The organism is Arthrobacter rhamnosi (assembly GCF_054510975.1).
The window spans coordinates 266714-285621 of the sequence record NZ_JBTNDN010000001.1; the positions used below are offsets into that span (position 1 = coordinate 266714).

Here is an 18908-nt window from a genome sequence, read left to right on the forward strand (position 1 = left end):
GGGCGTTCCGGCGGAAGCAGCCGTTCGGGAGCGGCTGGATCCGGGTTGCGCGGGGCGGGCCGGGGATGGAAGATCGACTCCGTGTCCGATTCCCGGCCGAGCGGCCACCCGTGCGTCCTCCCGGGTGATGACGGACGGCCGTGCGGGCGCGACTCCGGCAGTACGCCCTTCCCGCTGTGCCCCGCCCACGTGGAGCTGGTCGTCGAGTGGGCCGGGACGGAGTGGGGCACCACCGACCTGCTGCCGGCGCCCTGCCGCGCCTGCGGGTCGCGGCTCGGGGTACGGTACCCGTCCGGGTGGGCGTGCGCGGCCTGCGAGTGGCGCGTCGGTGATGTCCTCGACGACGGACTGCCGCCCCCACGCGTCGACGTCGTCTACTACATCCGCTTCCAGGACCGCGTCAAGATCGGGACGACGGCGAACCCGCGCCGGCGGCTGGCCCGGATCTGGCATGACGAGGTACTCGCGTTCGAGCGCGGCGACCGGCTCGTCGAGCACCGCCGCCACGAGCAGTTCGCGGCCTGGCGCCTCGACCGCTCCGAGTGGTTCACGCTCGCGCCCGAGGTGGAGGACCATATCGGCCGTCTCGCCGCGGGGGTCGACGATCCCTGGGCACGGTACACGCGCTGGCTCGGGGAGGCGGCCGCCCTGCGGGGGTAGCCGGTACCCCGGCGGACCCCCGTCACAGGGTGCCGGGCATCTCCCCGCGCCAGGTGGGCATGCGCGACGGCGACGCGTCGGAGTGCCGCGCGATGGTCGCCGTCGCCCGGCGGACCGCCTCGACGGGCACGTCGGAGACCAGGTCCTCCAGAAAGGCGTAGCGGCGCAGCCACTGCTTCCGGACGCCGTCGCGCCCCGCGCTGACCCGGCGCCACCAGTCGGCGATGTCACCCCACCCGGGTGCGGCCAGTGAGCCACCCACGTGCTGCACGGACAGCGAGGCGCAGAGGTTCGCGAAGCTGAGGCGGTCGGCGAGCCGGAACCCCGCCAGGTCGCCCATGACGAATGCCGCGCCGAAGCAGTCGCCCGCCCCGGTCGGATCGTAGGCGGAGACGGGCAGGGCGGGCACCCATTCCTCCTCACCCGTGAGCGAGTCGATGGCCATCGCACCCTGCTGGCCGACCGTCACGACGGCCACGGGCACGCGGTCGGCGAGGGAGTAGAGGGCCGCCCAAGGGTCCTCCGTCCGGGTGTACGCCATGGCCTCGCCGGCATTGGGCATAAACGCGTAGAAATGCTCGAGCGAGGAGAGCGTCTCCGGCGCCCACTCCCCCGCCGGGTCCCAGCCGACATCACCGAACAGCTTCGTGCCGCCGGCCGCGGCAGTCAGCGCCCACGGTTCCATCTCCTGCTCCAGTCCGACGATGGCGGCCCGGCACGACGGCGGAGTCCCGATCAGCTCCGTGGCGCGCAGCGGGGACGGGTGTCCGTGCGTGATCATCGAGCGGTCGTGGTGCACCGACAGGGACACCGTGACCGGGGAATGCCACTGCCCGAAGACACGGGACCGCGAGAGGTCCACGTGCTCCTGGTCCTGCAGCACGTCCCAGTTGAACTGGCCGTACCCGTCGTCGCCGAAGGCCGCGGAGAGGGTGGTGCGCAGTCCCAGCCTGCTCGCGGCGATGGCCTGGTTGGCGATACCGCCGGGTCCGGACCCCATGCCGTCGGTCCACACCTCCGTGCCCGGGGACGGAAGCTGCTCCAAGCCGGTGAAGATGATGTCGAAGAACACCTGCCCGGCGAGCAGGAGGTCGAATTCGGGTCCGTCGGGGCCGCGCAGAGCCGCCAGCGGATCGAAACGGTGCTGTTGGGACATGTACGGCACAATACTTGCAGAACGCCGGACGCGGGCGGCAGCACCGGAACGTGCGGAGCCCGACGACGGCGACTCCCGCGCGGGAGAACAGGCCACGACGGAAGCAGGACGAACGGTGCCCACAGCGGACGGAACCGGTGCCACCCTCGTCATCGTCGGCGGCGGAGGCTTCCGGGTGCCCCTCGTGTACCGCGCCCTCGCCGGCGGACCCTTCGCCGGGCTCGTGTCCGACGTCGTCCTGCTCGACGCGCTGCCGGAGCGGGCGCATGCCATCGCCCGGGTGCTCGACGCCATGCCGGTGACCGGCGGCGGCCCCGCACCGTCGGTCCGGGTGGAGGAACGCCTCGAGGACGCACTGCCCGGTGCGGATATCGTCTTCGCCGCGGTCCGCAGCGGCGGAACGGAGGGACGCATCCTCGACGAGCGTGTGGCCCTGTCCGCCGGGCTGCTCGGGCAGGAGACCGTGGGCGCGGGCGGCATCTCCTACGCCCTGCGCTCCATCCCGGACATGATGCGTGTCGCCGCTTCCCTGCGCGACCTCGCTCCGGACGCATGGCTCATCAACTTCACGAACCCCGCCGGGATGGTCACGGAAGCGGCCTCCACCGTCCTCGGCTCCCGGGTGATCGGCATCTGCGACTCGGCATCGGGACTCATCACGCGGGCCGCACGGGCGGCGCAGGTGGATCTGCAGGGCTCGCTCGCCGGCGTCGACTACGTAGGGCTGAACCATCTGGGCTGGCTCCGGGGGCTCGACGACGGCGCGGGCGACCGCCTCCCCGGACTGCTCGCCGATCCGCTACGCCTGTCCGGCTTCGAGGAGGGCCGCCTGTTCGGTCCGGACCTCCTGCGGGTCCTCGGCGCCCTGCCCAACGAGTACCTGTTCTACTACTACTTCCACCGCGAGGCCCTGCTGTCGATCCGCAGCGCGGATCGAACGCGCGGGGAGATCCTCCGGGATCAGCAGCGTGGCCTCTATCCGAACCTCGCTGCGGCCGACGATCCGTTCGCCGTGTGGGAGGACGCCCGGCGGGAACGGGAGTCCGGCTACCTCGCCGAGGCGCGTGCGGCGGACGAGGAGCGGGACGAGGCGGACCTCGCCGGCGGGGGCTACGAGCGCGTGGCCCTCCAGGTCATGCGGGCGCTGCTCACGGGCACGCGCTCGGAACTCGTCCTGAACGTCCGTAACGGGTCCACCTTCCCCGGGCTGCCGGAGGACGCCGTCGTCGAGGTTCCGTCCGTCGTGGACGCGTACGGCGCACGGCCGCTTCCCGCCGCGCCCCTGACCCCGCACCAGCTCGGTCTCATGTCCGCGGTGAAGGCCGTCGAGCAGCAGACGATCCGGGCGGCGGTGCACCGGGACCGCGACGCCGCGCTGCGGGCCCTGGCCGGACACCCCCTGGTCGATTCGTTCCATGCGGCGACGAGGGTCCTCGCAGGCTACGAGGAGGCATTCCCCGCGCTGAAGGCGTCCTGGGCCGGCTGAGCCTGCCCGCGTCCCCCCCTACGCCCCTCAGGCGTCGCCGTGCACCTGGCGCCGGACCGCCTCGACGCCGAACGGCAGGAGAGCGGTGTCCGTGGTGGCAGCGATCCAGGAGAAGCCCGCCCCGGCGAGCAGCACGGCCCGTCCGGGTGTTCCGGCGTAGGCGCCGGCCAGGATCCCGGCGTTCCTGCAGGCACGGACGATCCGTCCGAGCGGCGCGCTGTCATCGGTGGACGCCAGGAGGTCCTCCACGTCCAGTCCCAGGGCGAGCGAAAGATCGAACGGACCGACGAAGATCATGTCCACCCCGGGCACGGAGGCGATCTCCTCGACGGCGTCGAGCGCGGCGGCGGTCTCGACCATCACCGCGCACAGCGGGACGTCGTGGGGTCCGCCGTCGGACCCGGGGCCGTACGCCGGCCGGCTGCCCTGCAGCGGACCCCAGCTGCGGACGCCGTGCGGCGGGTAGCGGCTCGCCGCCACAGCCGCTTCGGCGTCGGCGACGCTGACGAGGGGGACGACGACGCCGTCCGCACCGGCGTCGAGCGCCCGGCCGATCAGCGCGGCGTCATTGGCGGCCACGCGCACGAGCATCGGGGCTGCGTCCGCCGACCGGCCGCCGAGGGTGTCGCGGAGGGAGCGGTCGTCGAAGTGGCCGTGCTGGGCGTCGAGACCCACCCAGCCGAGACCGGACCGCGCGAGTTCGCCGGTCAGGCGGGGCTCGCCGAGCGTGGCCCAGGCGCCGAGCAGCGGATCAGGGGACGGTGTTCCGGGAGTCATGCCCCCATTGTGTCCGACCCCGGGCTTCGTGGCGCTCGGCGGCGCCGGACGGTGGTCCGGACGGCGGGCCGGGACCGCCGTCCGGACCGGGGCATCAGGCGTCGAGCGCCCGGGCCCACAGGTTGATGTCCGAATCGACGGCGAACTCGTCGATGGCGCGCAGCTCCTCGGACGTGAAGTCGAGGTTCCGCACCGCCGCCAGGCTGTCCTCCAGCTGCCGCACGCTGGACGCACCGATGAGCGCCGACGTGATGGGCGTGCCCTTGGCCTGGGGACGGAGGATCCAGGCGATGGCCATCTGGGCGAGGCTCTGTCCGCGCTGCTCCGCGATCCCGTTGAGGCCGCGCACGCGGCGGAGGTTGTCCTCCGACAGGTGGTCCTCCGACAGCGACTTGGCGGCAGCCGCCCGCGAATCCGCCGGCACGCCGTCGAGGTAGCGGCTCGTCAGCAGCCCCTGCGCGAGCGGGGAGAACGCGATGGAACCGGCGCCGACGGTCTCGAGGGCCTCGGGAAGGTTCGGCGTCCCGTTCTCCACCCAGCGGTTGAGCATCGAGTAGGAGGGCTGGTGGATGAGCAGCGGGGTGCCCAGGTCCTTCAGGATCGCTGCGGCTTCCAGGGTTCGCTCGGGCGAGTAGGACGAGATGCCCGCGTACAGGGCGCGACCGGACCGGACGGCCGTGTCCAGGGCACCCATCGTCTCCTCGAGCGGGGTCCCGGGATCCGGGCGGTGGCTGTAGAAGATGTCGACGTAGTCGAGGCCCATCCGCTCGAGCGACTGGTCCAGGCTCGCCAGCAGGTACTTCCGCGAGCCGAAGTCCCCGTACGGGCCGGGCCACATGTCGTAGCCGGCCTTGCTCGAGATGACGAGCTCGTCGCGGAACGGCCGGAAGTCGTCCTTCAGGTGCCGCCCGAAATTGGTCTCGGCGCTTCCGTAGGGCGGCCCGTAGTTGTTGGCCAGGTCGAAGTGGGTGACGCCGAGGTCGAACGCCCGGCGCAGGATGTCCCGCTGCGTGTCGAAGGGCTTGTCGTCCCCGAAGTTGTGCCACAGTCCGAGGGACACGGCGGGCAGGTGCAGGCCGCTCTTTCCCACGCGGCGGTAGGGCATCTTCTCATAACGGTCTTCAGCGGGGTGGTAGGTCATCCCTTCATCCTAGGCGAGCGTCCCCCGCGGAGTTCAGGCGCCTGGACCTGCTGGAGCCGGAGGTGCGCCTGGACCTGCTCCGCCGACCCGGTCCTGCGCGGAGGGCGGACCGCCCGGACGGAGCGGTTCCGCCCGCCGGCCTTCGCCGCGTACAGCGCCCGGTCCGCGGCGGCGATGGAGGCATCGAGATCGTAGCCGGCTGCCTCGAGAGCGGCGACGCCGTAGCTCACCGTGGGCATCTGGACGCCTCCGGGCGTCGAGTGTCCGCGCAGGGCCCTGCTCACCTCCCGGGTGATGTCCTCGCTCCGCGCAAGGGACGCGCCGGGCAGCAGGAAGACGAACTCCTCGCCGCCGTAGCGTCCTACCAGGTCCGTGGACCGGACGGTGTCCGTGCTGGCCTCGGCGAACGCCTTGAGCACCTCATCCCCCGCGGCGTGCCCGTGCGTGTCGTTGACGGCCTTGAAGAAGTCGAGGTCCGCGAGGATCAGCGTCCCGGGGCTGCTGGTGCGCGCCAGCCGGTCCAGCTGGACGCGCGCGAGGTCCAGGAAGCCCGCGCGGTTGAGGAGCCCGGTCAGCGAGTCCCTGTCCGCGCGCCTGCGGAGGTCCGTGGCGATCTGCTCGGCGCTGAGGGCGGCAGCGCTGAAGGACACGACGACGAGGAGGAGCATGGTGATCAGGGTGGTGATCCCCGAACCGAAGTAGGTCGTGAAGACGTAGCCGTCCTGGCCGCCGGCGACGAACGCGATGCACCGCCCCAGGTAGAGGAGCGCGAGGAACCCGGACGCGAACGCCAGCGGCGCCTGCACCCTGCTGTAGCTGCCGGGCAGGCGCCACAGCTCCCAGGAGGCGAGGCCGATGGTCAGGGACATCATGCCGAGGAACACCGGGCCTCCCGACCACGTGTTCGTCGCGGGGCTGTCGACCACCGAGGCGAGCAGGGTCAGGAGCGGAGCCGCCGACAGCTGGAGCCACGCGGGTTCGCTGGTGCGGAGGGTCCGCGCACCGGCCCAGACGCTGGTGGCACCCATCACCAGCAGCGTGTTGCCCAGCGGGTTGGCCCACATCTGGTGGGCGGTGCCGTCCAGCAGGTACGCGGAGGAGCCCGTGAAGAAGAACGCGATGGCGGCGCACCACCAGGCGCTGTAGGCGGACCGGGTCTGGCGGAAGGCGACGGTGTAGAACAGCACGAAGAGGGTGACGGCGAGAGCGCCGAACGCCACCCGCAGTGTCGTGATGTCCAGGGTCATGGTGTTCCTGCCGCCTCGTGCTCCCCGGTCCCGTTCCGCTGCAGGGACGCGACCGGCCTTCCCTCCGGGAAGGAGTCCCAGCCCAGTATGACGGAGTCCTCGGACCCTTTGGCCGATCCGGTCCCCGGTCCTGCCCGAACCCCTGCAGAGTCCCCGAGCTACCCTGCGGAGAGGCTGAGGACGAGCGAGCCGTGAGGCGGCACCTGCACGCCGTCGTCGAGCACCCCCACCCCGTCGACCGTGGACAGCAGGACCTCCGCATCGGCCCCGCGCACGGGCACGGTGACCGGTGCGTCGCCGAGGTTCAGGACGACGGCGGTGCTGCCGCGGTGCAGGACGATCCAGCGGTGCTCCTCGTCGAAGTCCACCGAGATGCTGCCGAAGTCGGCGTCGCGCAGTTCGGGGCGGGAGCGGCGCAGGCGGATCAGTTCACGGTAGGTGGCGAGCAGTTCGGCGTGGTGCCCCTGCTCCGCCTCCGCCCAGTCCAGCTTCGCCGAGGCGAAGGTCGCCGGGTCCTGGGGGTTGGGGACGTCCTCGGGCTTCCAGCCCATGCGCTCGAATTCCTTCAGGCGCCCCTCGGCGGTGGCTTTGCCGAGTTCCGGCTCCGGGTGGGAGGTGAAGAACGGCCACGGCGTGGACGCCCCGTACTCCTCCCCCATGAACAGCATCGGGGTGAAGGGTCCCAGGATGGTCAGGACGGCGGCCTGCGCGAGCTGCGCCGGGTTCAGCGTGGCGCTGATGCGGTCGCCGGCGGCCCGGTTCCCGATCTGGTCGTGGTTCTGGGCCGCGACGACGAGCTGGAGGGGCGAGACGCGGGACGGATCGATCTCGCGGCCGTGGTGGCGTTCCCGGAACGACGAGTAGGTCCCGTTGTGGAAGAAGCCCTTCTCCAGGACCTTCGCCAGGGCGCCGACCGAGTTGAAGTCGAGGTAGTACCCCTCGGTCTCCCCCGTGAGGTTGACGTGCACCGCGTGGTGGAAGTCGTCGCTCCACTGGCCCGCGAGACCGTACCCGCCCACGTCGCGGCCCGAGATGAGCCGCGGGTTGTTGAGGTCCGACTCCGCGATCAGGAACAGCGGCTTGCCGAGTTCGGCGGCGCACTCGTCGGTACGCTCGGCGAATTCCTCGAGGATGTGGACGGCACGCTCGTCGTGGAGGGCATGGACGGCGTCCAGGCGCAGTCCGTCCACGTGGTAGTCCGTGAACCACATGAGCAGGTTCTCCACCACGTAGTCGCGCACCTCGTCCGACTGCGGTCCGTCGAGGTTCAGGGAGTCGCCCCAGGTGTTGGACATCCCCTCGGTGAGGTACGGGCCGAAGAGGCCGAGGTAGTTCCCGCTCGGGCCCAGGTGGTTGTGGACGACGTCCTGGATGACGCCGAGACCCTTCTGGTGGGCGGCGTCCACGAAGCGCTGGTAGGCGGCCGGCCCGCCGTAGGTCTCCTGAACGGCATACCAGAGGACGCCGTCGTAGCCCCAGTTGTGGGTGCCGTTGAAGGCGTTCACCGGCAGCAGCTCGACGTACTGCACACCGAGGTCGACGAGATGGTCGAGCTTCCCGATGGCGGCGTCGAGCGTCCCTTCCGGTGTGAAGGTGCCGAGGTGCATCTCGTAGATGACGCCGCCGTTGAGGCCAGGCGACTGCCAGGACTCGTCCTGCCAGTCGTGGGCGGACGGGTCGAAGGTGCGCGAGAGTTCGTGGACGCCGTCGGGCTGGCGGCGCGAGCGCGGATCGGGCACGGGCGTGCCGGATCCGTTGACGAGGTAGCCGTAGGAGACGTCGTCGGCCGCCGGAGCCTTGTCCGGGTGCCACCAGCCGCCCTCGCCCTGGGTCATGGGGTACTCGGTGCCGTCGGCGACGAGGGTGAGGGACTCGGCGCGGGGCGCCCAGACGTCGAACGGTGAGCTCATGATGCGTCCTCCTGGACCAGTAGGGCTACGGGGAAGGTGGAGAAGATGTCGGCCGCGCGTACGGTGCCGCCTCGGACGGCGGCACCGGTCAGGGCGCAGGTGTAGCTGCCGGGCGGGAGCTCGATGGTCGTTCCGCCCCATCCGCCGCGCTGCGCGAGTCCGTGGGGCAGGCGGGTGAGCAGCGTCACGGCGCCCCCGCGATCGAAGCCGAAGACGTGGTCCGCAGCCTGCCCGGACGCCGGGACGGCGGTGTACCCGGTGAACAGTTCGGGGCGGTCCCGGCGCAGCTTCAGGGCGCGGGTCACCACGAGCAGCTTCGCGTGCGCATCCGCCCCGAGCGGGGGCAGTGCCCCGAAGTTGAGGTCGGTGAGCACCTGCCGGCGTGCGTCGTAGTCCACCTCGCGGCGGTTGTCCGGATCCACGAGGGAGGTGTCCCAGAACTCCGTGCCCTGGTACACGTCCGGCACGCCGGGCATGGTCAGCTGGAGCAGTTTCAGGCCGATGGAGTTCGACCACCCCGCCTGCTGGATGCGCTCGACGAAGGCCGTGAGAAGCGTGGACACGGCGTCGTCGTCGAACGCGGCGTCCACGGCGGCGTGCAGGCCGCGCTCGAAGTCCTCGTCCGGGGCTGTCCAGTGCGTGCTGAGGTCCGCCTCACGCGAGGCCTTCTCCGCGTAGGCGTGGGCGCGTTCCCTGCTGAGCGGCCAGGCTCCGAGAAGCGACTGCCAGAGCAGGGGCGCGAAGGTCGGGTCCCCGATGGGTGCGCGTTCCTCGAGCTGCGCCAGGAGGCCGGTCCATTCGCCGGCGACCTCGGAGAGGACCGAGATGCGGGCACGGGTGTCCTCGCTGCGCTTGGTGTCGTGCGTGCTGAGCGTGGTCATGGCCAGCGGGCTGTCCGTCTCCCGCTCGAGCAGCCGCCGGTGGAGTTCCAGCGGATTCAGCGAGAAGATCGCAGGATCGGCGCCCACCTCGTTGAGCGAGACGAGCCGGGAGTAGCGGTAGAACGCCGTGTCCTCGACGCCCTTGGCCATGACCATCCCCGAGGTCTGCTGGAACCGCCGTGCGAGTTCCGTCAGCCCGTCCGCACCGTCCGCCCCGTCCAGGAAGGGGTTCAGGAGCGGGTGCAGCGCCGTGATGGTGTCCGCGAGATCGGGACGGCGCACCTGGGCGTCCCGCACCGCCTCGGCGAGGTGGTCGGCGCCGCCCGGGAGGTAGCTGCGGTAGACGGGGAAGCAGGTCAGCAGCTCGGCGATCGCATCGGCCGCGGAGCCTGCGTCGAGGTTCGCGCCTGCCGGCACGAGCCGCGCGAGGCGCAGCACCTCGGAGCGGAGGATGCCGTCGGCGATCCCGCGCTTGGTCCCGTGGATCATCTCGTGGAACGGCTCCACGGGCACGGACTGCGTGAGGACGTGCTCCCCGGCAGGGTCGGTGAAGAGCCGATCGATGTCGGCGAGCGCGTCGTAGCCCGTGGTGCCCTCGGTGGCCCAGTCCTCCGAGAGCTTCTCCCCCGGCTCGAGGATCTTCTCCACCAGGACGTAGGCACCGCCGGTCAGGGTGAAGAGGTCGTCGAGGTAGCCCTTGGGGTCGGCGAGTCCGTCCGGGTGGTCGATGCGCAGCCCGTCCACGAGCCCCTCGTCGAACCACCGCTTCACCTCGCTGTGGCTCTCCTCGAACACCCACGGCACCTCGACGCGCAGGCCCGCCAGGGTGTTGACCCCGAAGAAGCGCCGGTAGTTCAGCTCGGCGTCGGCGCGGCGCCAGTTCACGAGTTCGTAGTGCTGGCGTGCGTGGACCTCGGCACCCGTATCACCGGGATGGGCCGTGCCCTCGGCGATCGGGTAGCGGTTGTCGTAGTAGTGCAGTTCGCCGTCGACCACGGTGAGCTGGTCGAGCTCGCCGTCGCCGTCGCCCAGGACCGGAACCCGGATGCGCCCGTTCCCTGCGTCCCAGTCGACGTCGAAGGCCTCCGCCATGCGTGAGCCGCGGCCCTCCTTCAGGAGCTCCCACCACCACGCGTTGTCGGCCGGCGTCTCGATGCCCATGTGGTTCGGGACGATGTCCACCAGCACCCCCATGCCCGCGGCCCGGGCCGCCTTGCTGAGTGCTGCAAGGCCGCCCGGACCGCCGCGGTCGGGGTCGACGGAGGTGGGGTCGGTCACGTCGTAGCCGTGGCCGGACCCCTTCTCCGCCGTCAGGATCGGCGACAGGTACACCCAGTCCACCCCGAGGTCGTGCAGGTACGGCACCAGGGCCGCGGCCCGATGCAGGTCGAACTCGCTCCGGATCTGCAGCCGGTACGTCGATTTCGGGGTCAACACGTGGGGGTCCTCCTGGGACGGTGGATGGGATGTACCTGTCGGGGTGGTGCTAGGGGGTTCCGGTCTTGGCGGTGACCTCGTTGGCGAGGATCGCCAGGGACGCCGCGACCGAGTGGTCCAGGTCCTCGACCTCGGAGTGCGCCCGCAGGACCACCATGGACTTCGCCTCGATCGAGATCGTGGCGCCGGCGGGGATCGCCTCGGTGTCGGCATACTTGCCGGCCGTGTCGATCACCTCGTCCCACGAGGTCCCGTACTCGTCGGAGGGAATCGTGAAGTCCACGGCCTCGTCATGGGCGTTGAAGTAGAGGAGGAAGTTGGCGTCGACGATGCGCTGGCCGCGCGCATCACGGCCCTGGATGCCCTGTCCGTTGAGGAACACACCGATCGAGCGGCCGAAGCCGCTGTTCCAGTCCTCGGGCGCCATCAGCTCGCCGGACGTGTCCAGCCACACGATGTCCGGCAGTGCCTCGCCCTCGCCGCGGCGCACGGGGCGCCCGTCGAAGAACCGGCGGCGACGGAACGTCGGGTGCTCGGACCGCAGGCGGTTGACGGCGGCAGTGAACTCGAGCAGCGGCTGGTCCATCTTGTCCCAGTGCACCCAGCTCAGTTCGGAGTCCTGGCAGTAGGTGTTGTTGTTGCCCTCCTGTGTCCGGCCCAGTTCGTCACCGTGGAGCAGCATCGGGACACCCTGCGAGAGCAGGAGCGTCGCGATGAAGTTGCGCTGCTGGCGCACCCGGATCGCCAGTACCTCGGGGTCGTCGGTGGGTCCCTCGACGCCGCCGTTCCAGGAGCGGTTGTGCGACTCGCCGTCGTTGTTGTCCTCGCCGTTGGCCTCGTTGTGCTTCTCGTTGTAGGACACGAGGTCACGCAGGGTGAAGCCGTCGTGCGCGGTGACGAAGTTGATCGACGCCACGGGGCGCCGCATGCTGTGCTCGTAGAGGTCGGCCGAGCCGGTCAGGCGCGAGGCGAACTCGCCGATGCTCGAGGGCTCCCCACGCCAGAAGTCGCGGACGGTGTCGCGGTACTTGCCGTTCCACTCCGTCCACTGCGGCGGGAAGTTGCCCACCTGGTAGCCGCCGGGACCGACGTCCCAGGGCTCGGCGATGAGCTTGACCTGCGAGACGATCGGATCCTGCTGCACGAGTTCGAAGAAGGCCGAGAGGCGGTCCACCTCGTAGAACTCGCGGGCGAGGGCGGAGGCGAGGTCGAAGCGGAAGCCGTCGACGTGCATCTCCGTGACCCAGTAGCGCAGCGAGTCCATGAGCAGCTGCAGGGAGTGGGGGTTGCCGACATTGAGCGAGTTGCCCGTACCCGTCGTGTCCATGTAGTACTGCTTGTCGTCCTCCACCAGGCGGTAGTAGGACGCGTTGTCGATACCGCGCATGGAGATGGTGGGGCCCATGTGGTTGCCCTCGGCCGTGTGGTTGTAGACCACGTCGAGGATGACCTCGATGCCGGCGAGGTGCAGTTCGCGCACCATGGCCTTGAACTCCTGAACCTGCTCGCCCTGGTCGCCCGTGGAGGTGTACTTGTTGTGCGGCGCGAAGAATCCGATGGTGTTGTAGCCCCAGTAGTTCGAGAGGCCCTTCTCCTGCAGCGTGCTGTCGTTGACGAACTGGTGCACGGGCATGAGTTCGATCGCCGTGACGCCGAGCTTCTGCAGGTGCGCGATCACGGAGGGGTGCGCGATGCCGGCGTAGGTGCCGCGCTGCTCCTCGGGGACGTCCGGATGCAGCTGCGTGAGGCCCTTGACGTGGGCCTCGTAGATGACGGACTGGTGGTAGGGCGTGCGCGGCATGCGGTCGCCATCCCAGTTGAAGAAGGGGTTGACGACGACGCCGAGCATCATGTGCTTGGCGGAGTCCTCGTTGTTGACGGAGTTCTCGTCGCCGAAGTTGTAGCCGAAGAGCGCCTGGTCCCAGTCGAGGTCCCCGGACACGGCTTTCGCGTACGGGTCCAGAAGGAGTTTGTTGGGGTTGCAGCGGTGTCCTTCGGCCGGGTTGTTGGGTCCGTGGACCCGGTAGCCGTACTTCTGTCCGGGGGTCACGTGGGGCAGGTACCCGTGCCAGACGTAGCCGTCGACCTCCTTCAGTTCGACGCAGGTCTCCGTCCCGTCGTCGTCGAAGAGACAGAGGACGACCAGGTCCGCCACCTCGCTGTACAGCGCGAAGTTCGTTCCCGTGCCGTCATAGGTCGCTCCGAGGGGATACGCGTCGCCGGGCCATAGTTCCATGAGTTCTCCTTGATGTCTTCTGCCGTGGGCGCCTCGGGGGCAGCCACGGTGATACTCGCAGTCGCCGGGGTCTTCGGACCCCGATTCCCTGCTTCATACATAGCGCATTCGTCTGTCGGTGCGGTTAACTGCGTCCCTCACATCGCTAGGCGACGCTCCTCGAGGAGGCCCGCGACGACCGCGCCGATGTCGGCGGGCAGGTCCGAGACGACCACCGGGCCGCGCAGTGCGGCGCGCCGGCCGGCGCTTCCGTGGATCAGCGCCCCCGCCGCGGCGACTGCTGCCCACAGGTCCTCCTGCGCGACGCCGATCCGGCCCGCCGCACCGTCGTCCTCCGCGAGGGTCGCCGCGAGCGCGCCGATGATCCCGGAGAGCGTGTCCCCGGAACCGGCCGTGGCGAGCCAGGGCGTCGCATCGGCCTGCACGAACAGGGCCCCGGACGGCGCCGCGACGACGGTCGTGAACCCCTTGAGCAGCACCGTGGCGCCGGTCGTCTCGGCGGCCCGCAGCGCGAAGTGCGCGGGTTCGGCCTCGATCTCTGACCGCTCGGCGTCGAGGCCGCGCTCGGCCAGCAGCTGGCGCAGCTCCCCCGCATGGGGCGTCAGGATGACCTGGGGACCCCCGCGCTCGGGTACGGCGCCGAGCGCTCCGGCATCGACGATCGTGGGCAGACCCGAGGCGATGGCATCGACGGCGCGCCGGCGCTGGTCGTCGTCGTCCACGGCACCCGGCCCCACGAGCCATGCCTGGGATCGGGCGTCAGCGACGGAACCGGCGGACGCCACGGCTTCCGGGTTCCGCTGGTGGATCAGGGCGGCGACGGCGTCGGGACCGAGGTAGCGGACCATGCCGACTCCGGTCGCGAGGGCCGCACCGACGGCCAGTGCGGCGGCTCCCGGGTAGCGGGCCGATCCGGCGGCCACGCCGAGGACACCGCGCGAGTACTTGTGGTCCCCGGCGCGGGGCGGGCGCAGCAGGGCGGCGGCGTCGGAGGCGAGCAGGGTCCGGGCCACGGGGACGAAGGAGGAGAAATCGAGGCCGATGTCGACAACGTTCACCTCGCCGGCCGCCACGGCGCCCTCACCGATCAGGAGGCCGGGCTTCGCCGCCCCGAAGGTGACGGTCGCGTCGGCGGAGAGGACGGGCCCCTCGACGCGGCCCGAGTCCGTGCCGATGCCGCTGGGCAGGTCGCAGGCGATGACGATCGTGGAGCGCGTCCCGCGCGGACCGGCTGCCGCGTTGAAGGCCTCGACGAAGGCGGCGGCGGCTCCGCGGAGCCCTCCGCTGGCGCCGGTCCCGAGGATCCCGTCGATCAGGACGTCGGCGGCCGCGGCATGGGCGGCGAGCTCGGAGGGATCGGCGTCGTCGAGCCGGACGGTCGTCCCGCCCGCGCGGACGAAGGCCTCGAGCGAGGCTGCGTGCACGCGGTCGGCGGTGAGGATCGCGGTCGCCGCGACGCCGCGGCGCAGGAGCCGCTCCCCCGCGTACAGGGCGTCGGCTCCGTTGTTGCCGCTCCCGGTGAGCACGACGGCGGTGGCTCCGTAGATGCCGCGCCCGTCGGCGCGCAGCAGGCCGAGCACCACGCCGAACAGCCCGTGGGCAGCCTTCTGCATCAGGGCGTTCCCCTGGCCGGCGTCGATGAGTGGTGCCTCCGCAGAGCGGACGTCACCACCGGAAAAGGCTGAAAGCATATGATCGAGCTTAGCGGTAAGCGGGCCGATGATCAGTACGGTTACTATTTCTTGCCGGACGGGATGCGGCCTTCCGCGACGACCATGGCTGTGGCAAGGCCCCCGTCGTGGCTGATGGAGAGGTGCCAGGTCTCGACGCCCCGGGCCCGTGCGGCGTCGGCGACGGTCCCGTCGATGACCACCGACGGCGCACCGGCCTCGTCGACGGCGATGGTGCAGTGCTGCCAGTTCATGCCCACCGGCGCACCGAGGGCCTTCGCGATGGCTTCCTTGGCCGCGAAGCGGGCAGCCAGGGACCGGGTATTGAGCCCGCGTTCGGACGGCACGAAGAGCCGCTCGACGAGGGCCGGGGTCCGCTCGAGCTGCTGCCGGAAGCGTTCGATGTCCACGACGTCGACGCCGATACCGACGATCATGCGGCGCACCGACGGGATGCCGCCGCGGAGAACCGCGGCGGCATCCGGACCGGACTACTCAACCGTGACCGACTTCGCCAGGTTGCGCGGCTGGTCGACGTCGTAGCCCTTGGCGCTGGCCAGGGCGAGCGCGAAGATCTGCAGCGGGACCGTGGTGAGCAGCGGTGCGAGGAGCGTCGGGGACGCGGGCACGTAGAAGACATGCTCGGAGTAGGCCTCGACCGAGGTGTCGCCCTGCTCCGCGATGACGATCGTGACGGCACCGCGCGCGCGGATCTCCTGGACGTTGGAGACCACCTTGGCGTGCAGGGAGTCCCGGGCGCGCGGGGACGGCATGACCACCACGACGGGCTGGCCCTCCTCGATGAGCGCGATCGGACCGTGCTTGAGCTCACCGGCGGCGAAGCCCTCGGCATGGATGTAGGCGAGCTCCTTGAGCTTGAGTGCACCCTCCATGGCCACGGGGAAGCCGACGTGGCGGCCGAGGAAGAGCACCGACTTCGCGTTCGCCATGTCCGCGCCGAGCTGCTTGATCTTGTCGGCGTCGTCGAGGATGGCCTGGATCTTCGCGGGGATCTCCGAGAGGTCCGCGAGCACGTCCGCGATCTCGTCACGGAACTTGTTGCCGCGCAGCTGGGCGAGATACAGGCCCAGCAGGTAGGCCGCGGTGATCTGCGCGAGGAACGCCTTGGTCGAGGCGACGGCGATCTCGGGGCCGGCGTGCGTGTAGAGCACGGCGTCCGATTCGCGCGGGATCGTGGAGCCGTTCGTGTTGCAGATGGCCACGACCTTGGCGCCCTGCTCGCGGGCGTACCGGACGGCCATCAGCGTGTCCATGGTCTCGCCGGACTGCGAGATGGCGACCACCAGGGTCTTCTCGTTCACGATCGGGTCGCGGTAACGGAACTCGTGCGAGAGCTCCACTTCGGTGGGAATGCGGCACCAGTGCTCGATGGCGTACTTCGCCACCTGGCCCGCATAGGCGGAGGTGCCGCAGGCGAGCACGACGATCTTGTCGACGGACCGCAGGATCGACTCGTCGATGCGCAGTTCGTCGAGCACGAGCCTGCCCGAGGCGTCGGACCGGCCGAGGAGCGTCTGGCCGACGGCGTCCGGCTGGTCGTGGATCTCCTTCTCCATGAAGGAGTCGAAGCCGCCCTTCTCGGCAGCGGCCGCGTCCCAGCTGACGTGGAACTCGGTGCCCTCGGCGGGTGCACCGAGGAAGTCGGTGATGGTCACGTCGTCAGGCGTGATGGTGACGATCTGGTCCTGGCCGAGCTCGACGGCGCGGCGCGTGAAGTCGATGAAGCCCGAGACGTCGGAGCCCAGGAAGTTCTCGCCGTCGCCGAGTCCGACGACGAGCGGTGAGTTGCGGCGTCCGGCGACGACGGTGCCCGGCTGGTCCTGGTGGATGGCGAGCAGGGTGAAGGCACCCTCGAGGCGCTGGCAGGCCTGCTGCAGGGCCAGGGTCAGCAGATCGCCCTGGGCGCCGCTCTCGACGAGTCCGCGGTAGAGGTAACCGACGAGCCCGGCCGCGACCTCGGTGTCCGTGTCCGAGATGAAGGTCAGGCCCTCACCCGTGAGTTCGGCCTTGAGCTCGGCATAGTTCTCGATGATTCCGTTATGGATCAGCGCGAGCTTCCCGCCGTCGGCCAGGTGGGGGTGCGCGTTCTGGTCGGTGGGTCCGCCGTGCGTCGCCCACCGGGTGTGGCCGATACCGGTCATCGAGCGGGGCAGCGGATCGGCGGCCAGCTCCTCCACGAGATTGGTCAGCTTGCCGGCCTTCTTACGGGACTCGATGCCGTCCGCGGTGATCACCGCCACGCCCGCGGAGTCGTACCCGCGGTACTCGAGGCGCCGGAGGCCCTCCATGACGACGTCGAGCGCTCCGTGCTGCCCGTCGGCCGGCTCCTGGCCGAACGCCGGGGCGATCGAGTCCAGCACCGATGATTCCTGGCCGTGGTCCCGGCCTACGTATCCCACAATTCCACACATGGCATCAAGCGTACCGGTGGCTCCGTTTGTTAATGCGCAGGGCACCGGGCAGAATCGACGGGTGAGTGAGAGAAGCACGGGCACGCAACAGGCCACCAGTGCCGAATCCATCACACCCTTCGTCGAGCTGGACCGCCAGATGTGGTCGCGCCTGTCCAACGAGATCGAGAGCCCGCTCAACGTCGAGGACGTGCAGCGCCTGCAGGGCCTCGGGGACACCCTGAACCTCGACGAGGTGCGCGAGGTGTACCTTCCCCTCTCCCGCCTGCTGAACCTCTACACCGCCGCGGCGGGGCAACTCCACGCGGCCACCAACACGTTCCTCGGGGAGACGACCACCAGGACGCCCTTCGTGATCGGCGTCGCCGGATCCGTGGCGGTGGGCAAGTCGACGACGGCGAGGGTGCTCCGTGAACTGCTGCGGCGCTGGCCCGACACCCCGGATGTGGAACTCATCACCACCGACGGCTTCCTGTACCCCAACGCCGAGCTCGAGCGGCGCGGACTCATGCAGCGCAAGGGCTTCCCGGAGTCCTACGACCGGCGCCGCCTGCTCCGTTTCGTCAGTGAGATCAAGAGCGGGGCGGCCGAGGTGCGCGCCCCCTGGTACTCGCACCTCACGTACGACATCGTCCCGGGCCGGGAAGTGGTGGTCCGGCGGCCGGACGTCCTGATCGTCGAGGGCCTCAACGTCCTCGCGCCCGCCCGTCCGCGGCCCGACGGCATCACCGGCCTCGCGCTCAGCGACTTCTTCGACTTCTCCATCTACGTCGATGCGAAGACCTCCCACATCGAGCAGTGGTACATCGACCGCTTCCAGTCCCTGCGGTCCAGTGCCTTCGCCGACCCGGAGTCCTACTTCCACCGGTACGCGAACCTCACCGACGAGGAAGCCCGGCAGACGGCGAAGGGGATCTGGCAGCGCATCAACGAACCCAACCTCGTCGCCAATGTGCTGCCCACGCGCGGCCGCGCGCAGCTCGTCCTGACGAAGGACGCCGACCACTCGGTCCGGCGCATGCTCCTGCGGAAAACCTGACCATGCGCGTCGTGCCGTGCGCGGTTCTGGTGCTCCTGTGCTTCGGACTCGCGGCCTGCTCCGCGCCCGGCCCTGCAGGAACTGTTGCCTCCACTAGCGCCGTCGCGGCGTCGCAGGACCCCTCCCGGGCCGGCTCTCCGGCCCCCACCAGTGACCTTCTGGCGCCGGCCCAGCGGGAGCCCGCGCCCGTGCCCGTTGGCGCGGAGGCAGCGGCCCGCCCCTCGTCCCCTCCCCCGGACCTGCACTCCGATCCGGGCGCCGTCGACGTCGTCGTGAACAAACGGCGTCCCCTCGTACCGCTGGACTACGCTCCCACCGGGCTGCGCCTGCCCGAGGTGGCCACCGCCGGCGATACGCTCCTGCGTTCCGACACCGCCGCGGCCGTCGAGGAGATGTTCGCGGCGGCGGAGGACGACGGCGTCGGCTTGGTCCTCCTCAGCGGCTACCGTTCCTTCGCCGACCAGGAATCGACGTACGCCCACTGGGTGGGTGAGTACGGGGATGCCGCGGCGGCGGATACCGTGTCGGCGCGCCCGGGCTACTCCGAGCACCAGACGGGGCTCGCGTTCGACATTGGCCAGGCGGACGGCGCGTGCTCACTCGTCCTGTGCTTCCGCGATACCGCCGCCGCCCGGTGGACGGCGGTGCACGCGGCGGACTTCGGGTTCCTCCTCCGCTACCCGCTGGGATTCCACGGGATCACCGGCTTCTCGGCCGAGTCCTGGCACTACCGCTACGTCGGCAGGGACGTGTCCCTCGCGATGAGGGCTGCCGGGACACCGACGCTCGAGGAGCACTTCGGCCTCCCCGCGGCTCCGTCCTACTGACGCATACTT

14 protein-coding genes are annotated in these 18908 nt (G+C 70.5%); 4 read left to right on the forward strand and 10 right to left on the reverse strand.

Features of this window, described 5'->3' with window-relative positions; all coding sequences use genetic code 11:
* Positions 1-81: 81 nt before the first annotated feature.
* Positions 82-660 carry a GIY-YIG nuclease family protein gene (locus ACX80J_RS01175; protein ID WP_459346548.1) on the forward strand — a complete coding sequence of 193 codons (579 nt, stop codon included), beginning with the start codon at positions 82-84 and terminating at the stop codon, positions 658-660.
* Between the two features lie 22 nt (positions 661-682).
* Here the strand turns inward: ACX80J_RS01175 and ACX80J_RS01180 are convergent, their stop codons facing one another.
* A complete protein-coding gene (locus tag ACX80J_RS01180) occupies positions 683-1816 on the reverse strand; it encodes a PfkB family carbohydrate kinase (protein WP_459346549.1) in 1134 nt (377 codons plus the stop codon).
* Positions 1817-1931: 115 nt separating this feature from the next.
* On the opposite strand from ACX80J_RS01180, the gene ACX80J_RS01185 reads away from it, so the two are divergent.
* Positions 1932-3302: a family 4 glycosyl hydrolase gene (locus tag ACX80J_RS01185; protein ID WP_459346550.1), complete on the forward strand. Its 1371-nt coding sequence runs from the start codon at positions 1932-1934 to the stop codon at positions 3300-3302.
* A 27-nt stretch (positions 3303-3329) separates the two neighbouring features.
* Here the strand turns inward: ACX80J_RS01185 and ACX80J_RS01190 are convergent, their stop codons facing one another.
* The 9 genes from ACX80J_RS01190 to glmS all read right to left on the reverse strand — a co-directional run bounded on the left by ACX80J_RS01190 (position 3330) and on the right by glmS (position 17033).
* Positions 3330-4079 carry an HpcH/HpaI aldolase family protein gene (locus tag ACX80J_RS01190; protein WP_459346551.1) on the reverse strand — a complete coding sequence of 250 codons (750 nt, stop codon included), beginning with the start codon at positions 4077-4079 and terminating at the stop codon, positions 3330-3332.
* A 94-nt stretch (positions 4080-4173) separates the two neighbouring features.
* The gene (mgrA, locus tag ACX80J_RS01195; protein ID WP_459343798.1) at positions 4174-5220 is read right to left on the reverse strand and encodes an L-glyceraldehyde 3-phosphate reductase; all 1047 of its coding nucleotides are present in this window, start codon (positions 5218-5220) and stop codon (positions 4174-4176) included.
* Positions 5217-6467, reverse strand: a complete 1251-nt coding sequence (locus ACX80J_RS01200; protein WP_459346552.1) for a GGDEF domain-containing protein — start codon at positions 6465-6467, stop codon at positions 5217-5219. Before ACX80J_RS01200 ends, mgrA begins: the two co-directional genes overlap by 4 nt.
* A 158-nt stretch (positions 6468-6625) precedes the next feature.
* Positions 6626-8377, reverse strand: a complete 1752-nt coding sequence (treZ, locus tag ACX80J_RS01205; protein ID WP_459346553.1) for a malto-oligosyltrehalose trehalohydrolase — start codon at positions 8375-8377, stop codon at positions 6626-6628.
* Positions 8374-10695, reverse strand: coding sequence for a malto-oligosyltrehalose synthase (treY, locus tag ACX80J_RS01210; protein ID WP_459346554.1), 2322 nt, complete (start codon positions 10693-10695; stop codon positions 8374-8376). Before treY ends, treZ begins: the two co-directional genes overlap by 4 nt.
* A gap of 49 nt (positions 10696-10744) precedes the next feature.
* The gene (gene glgX / locus ACX80J_RS01215; protein ID WP_459346555.1) at positions 10745-12931 is read right to left on the reverse strand and encodes a glycogen debranching protein GlgX; all 2187 of its coding nucleotides are present in this window, start codon (positions 12929-12931) and stop codon (positions 10745-10747) included.
* A gap of 137 nt (positions 12932-13068) precedes the next feature.
* On the reverse strand, positions 13069-14622 hold the full coding sequence (locus ACX80J_RS01220; protein ID WP_459346556.1) for an NAD(P)H-hydrate dehydratase: 1554 nt from the start codon (positions 14620-14622) through the stop codon (positions 13069-13071).
* A 44-nt stretch (positions 14623-14666) separates the two neighbouring features.
* Positions 14667-15038 carry a holo-ACP synthase gene (locus tag ACX80J_RS01225; protein WP_459343804.1) on the reverse strand — a complete coding sequence of 124 codons (372 nt, stop codon included), beginning with the start codon at positions 15036-15038 and terminating at the stop codon, positions 14667-14669.
* Between the two features lie 54 nt (positions 15039-15092).
* Positions 15093-17033: a glutamine--fructose-6-phosphate transaminase (isomerizing) gene (gene glmS, locus ACX80J_RS01230; protein WP_459346557.1), complete on the reverse strand. Its 1941-nt coding sequence runs from the start codon at positions 17031-17033 to the stop codon at positions 15093-15095.
* A gap of 61 nt (positions 17034-17094) precedes the next feature.
* Between glmS and coaA the strand changes: the two genes are divergently transcribed.
* Entirely contained in the window at positions 17095-18072 is a 978-nt protein-coding gene (gene coaA, locus ACX80J_RS01235; protein ID WP_459346558.1) for a type I pantothenate kinase, read from the forward strand.
* A 2-nt stretch (positions 18073-18074) separates the two neighbouring features.
* The gene (locus ACX80J_RS01240) at positions 18075-18899 is read left to right on the forward strand and encodes a M15 family metallopeptidase (RefSeq protein ID WP_459346559.1); all 825 of its coding nucleotides are present in this window, start codon (positions 18075-18077) and stop codon (positions 18897-18899) included.
* The last annotated feature ends 9 nt before the right edge of the window (positions 18900-18908 follow it).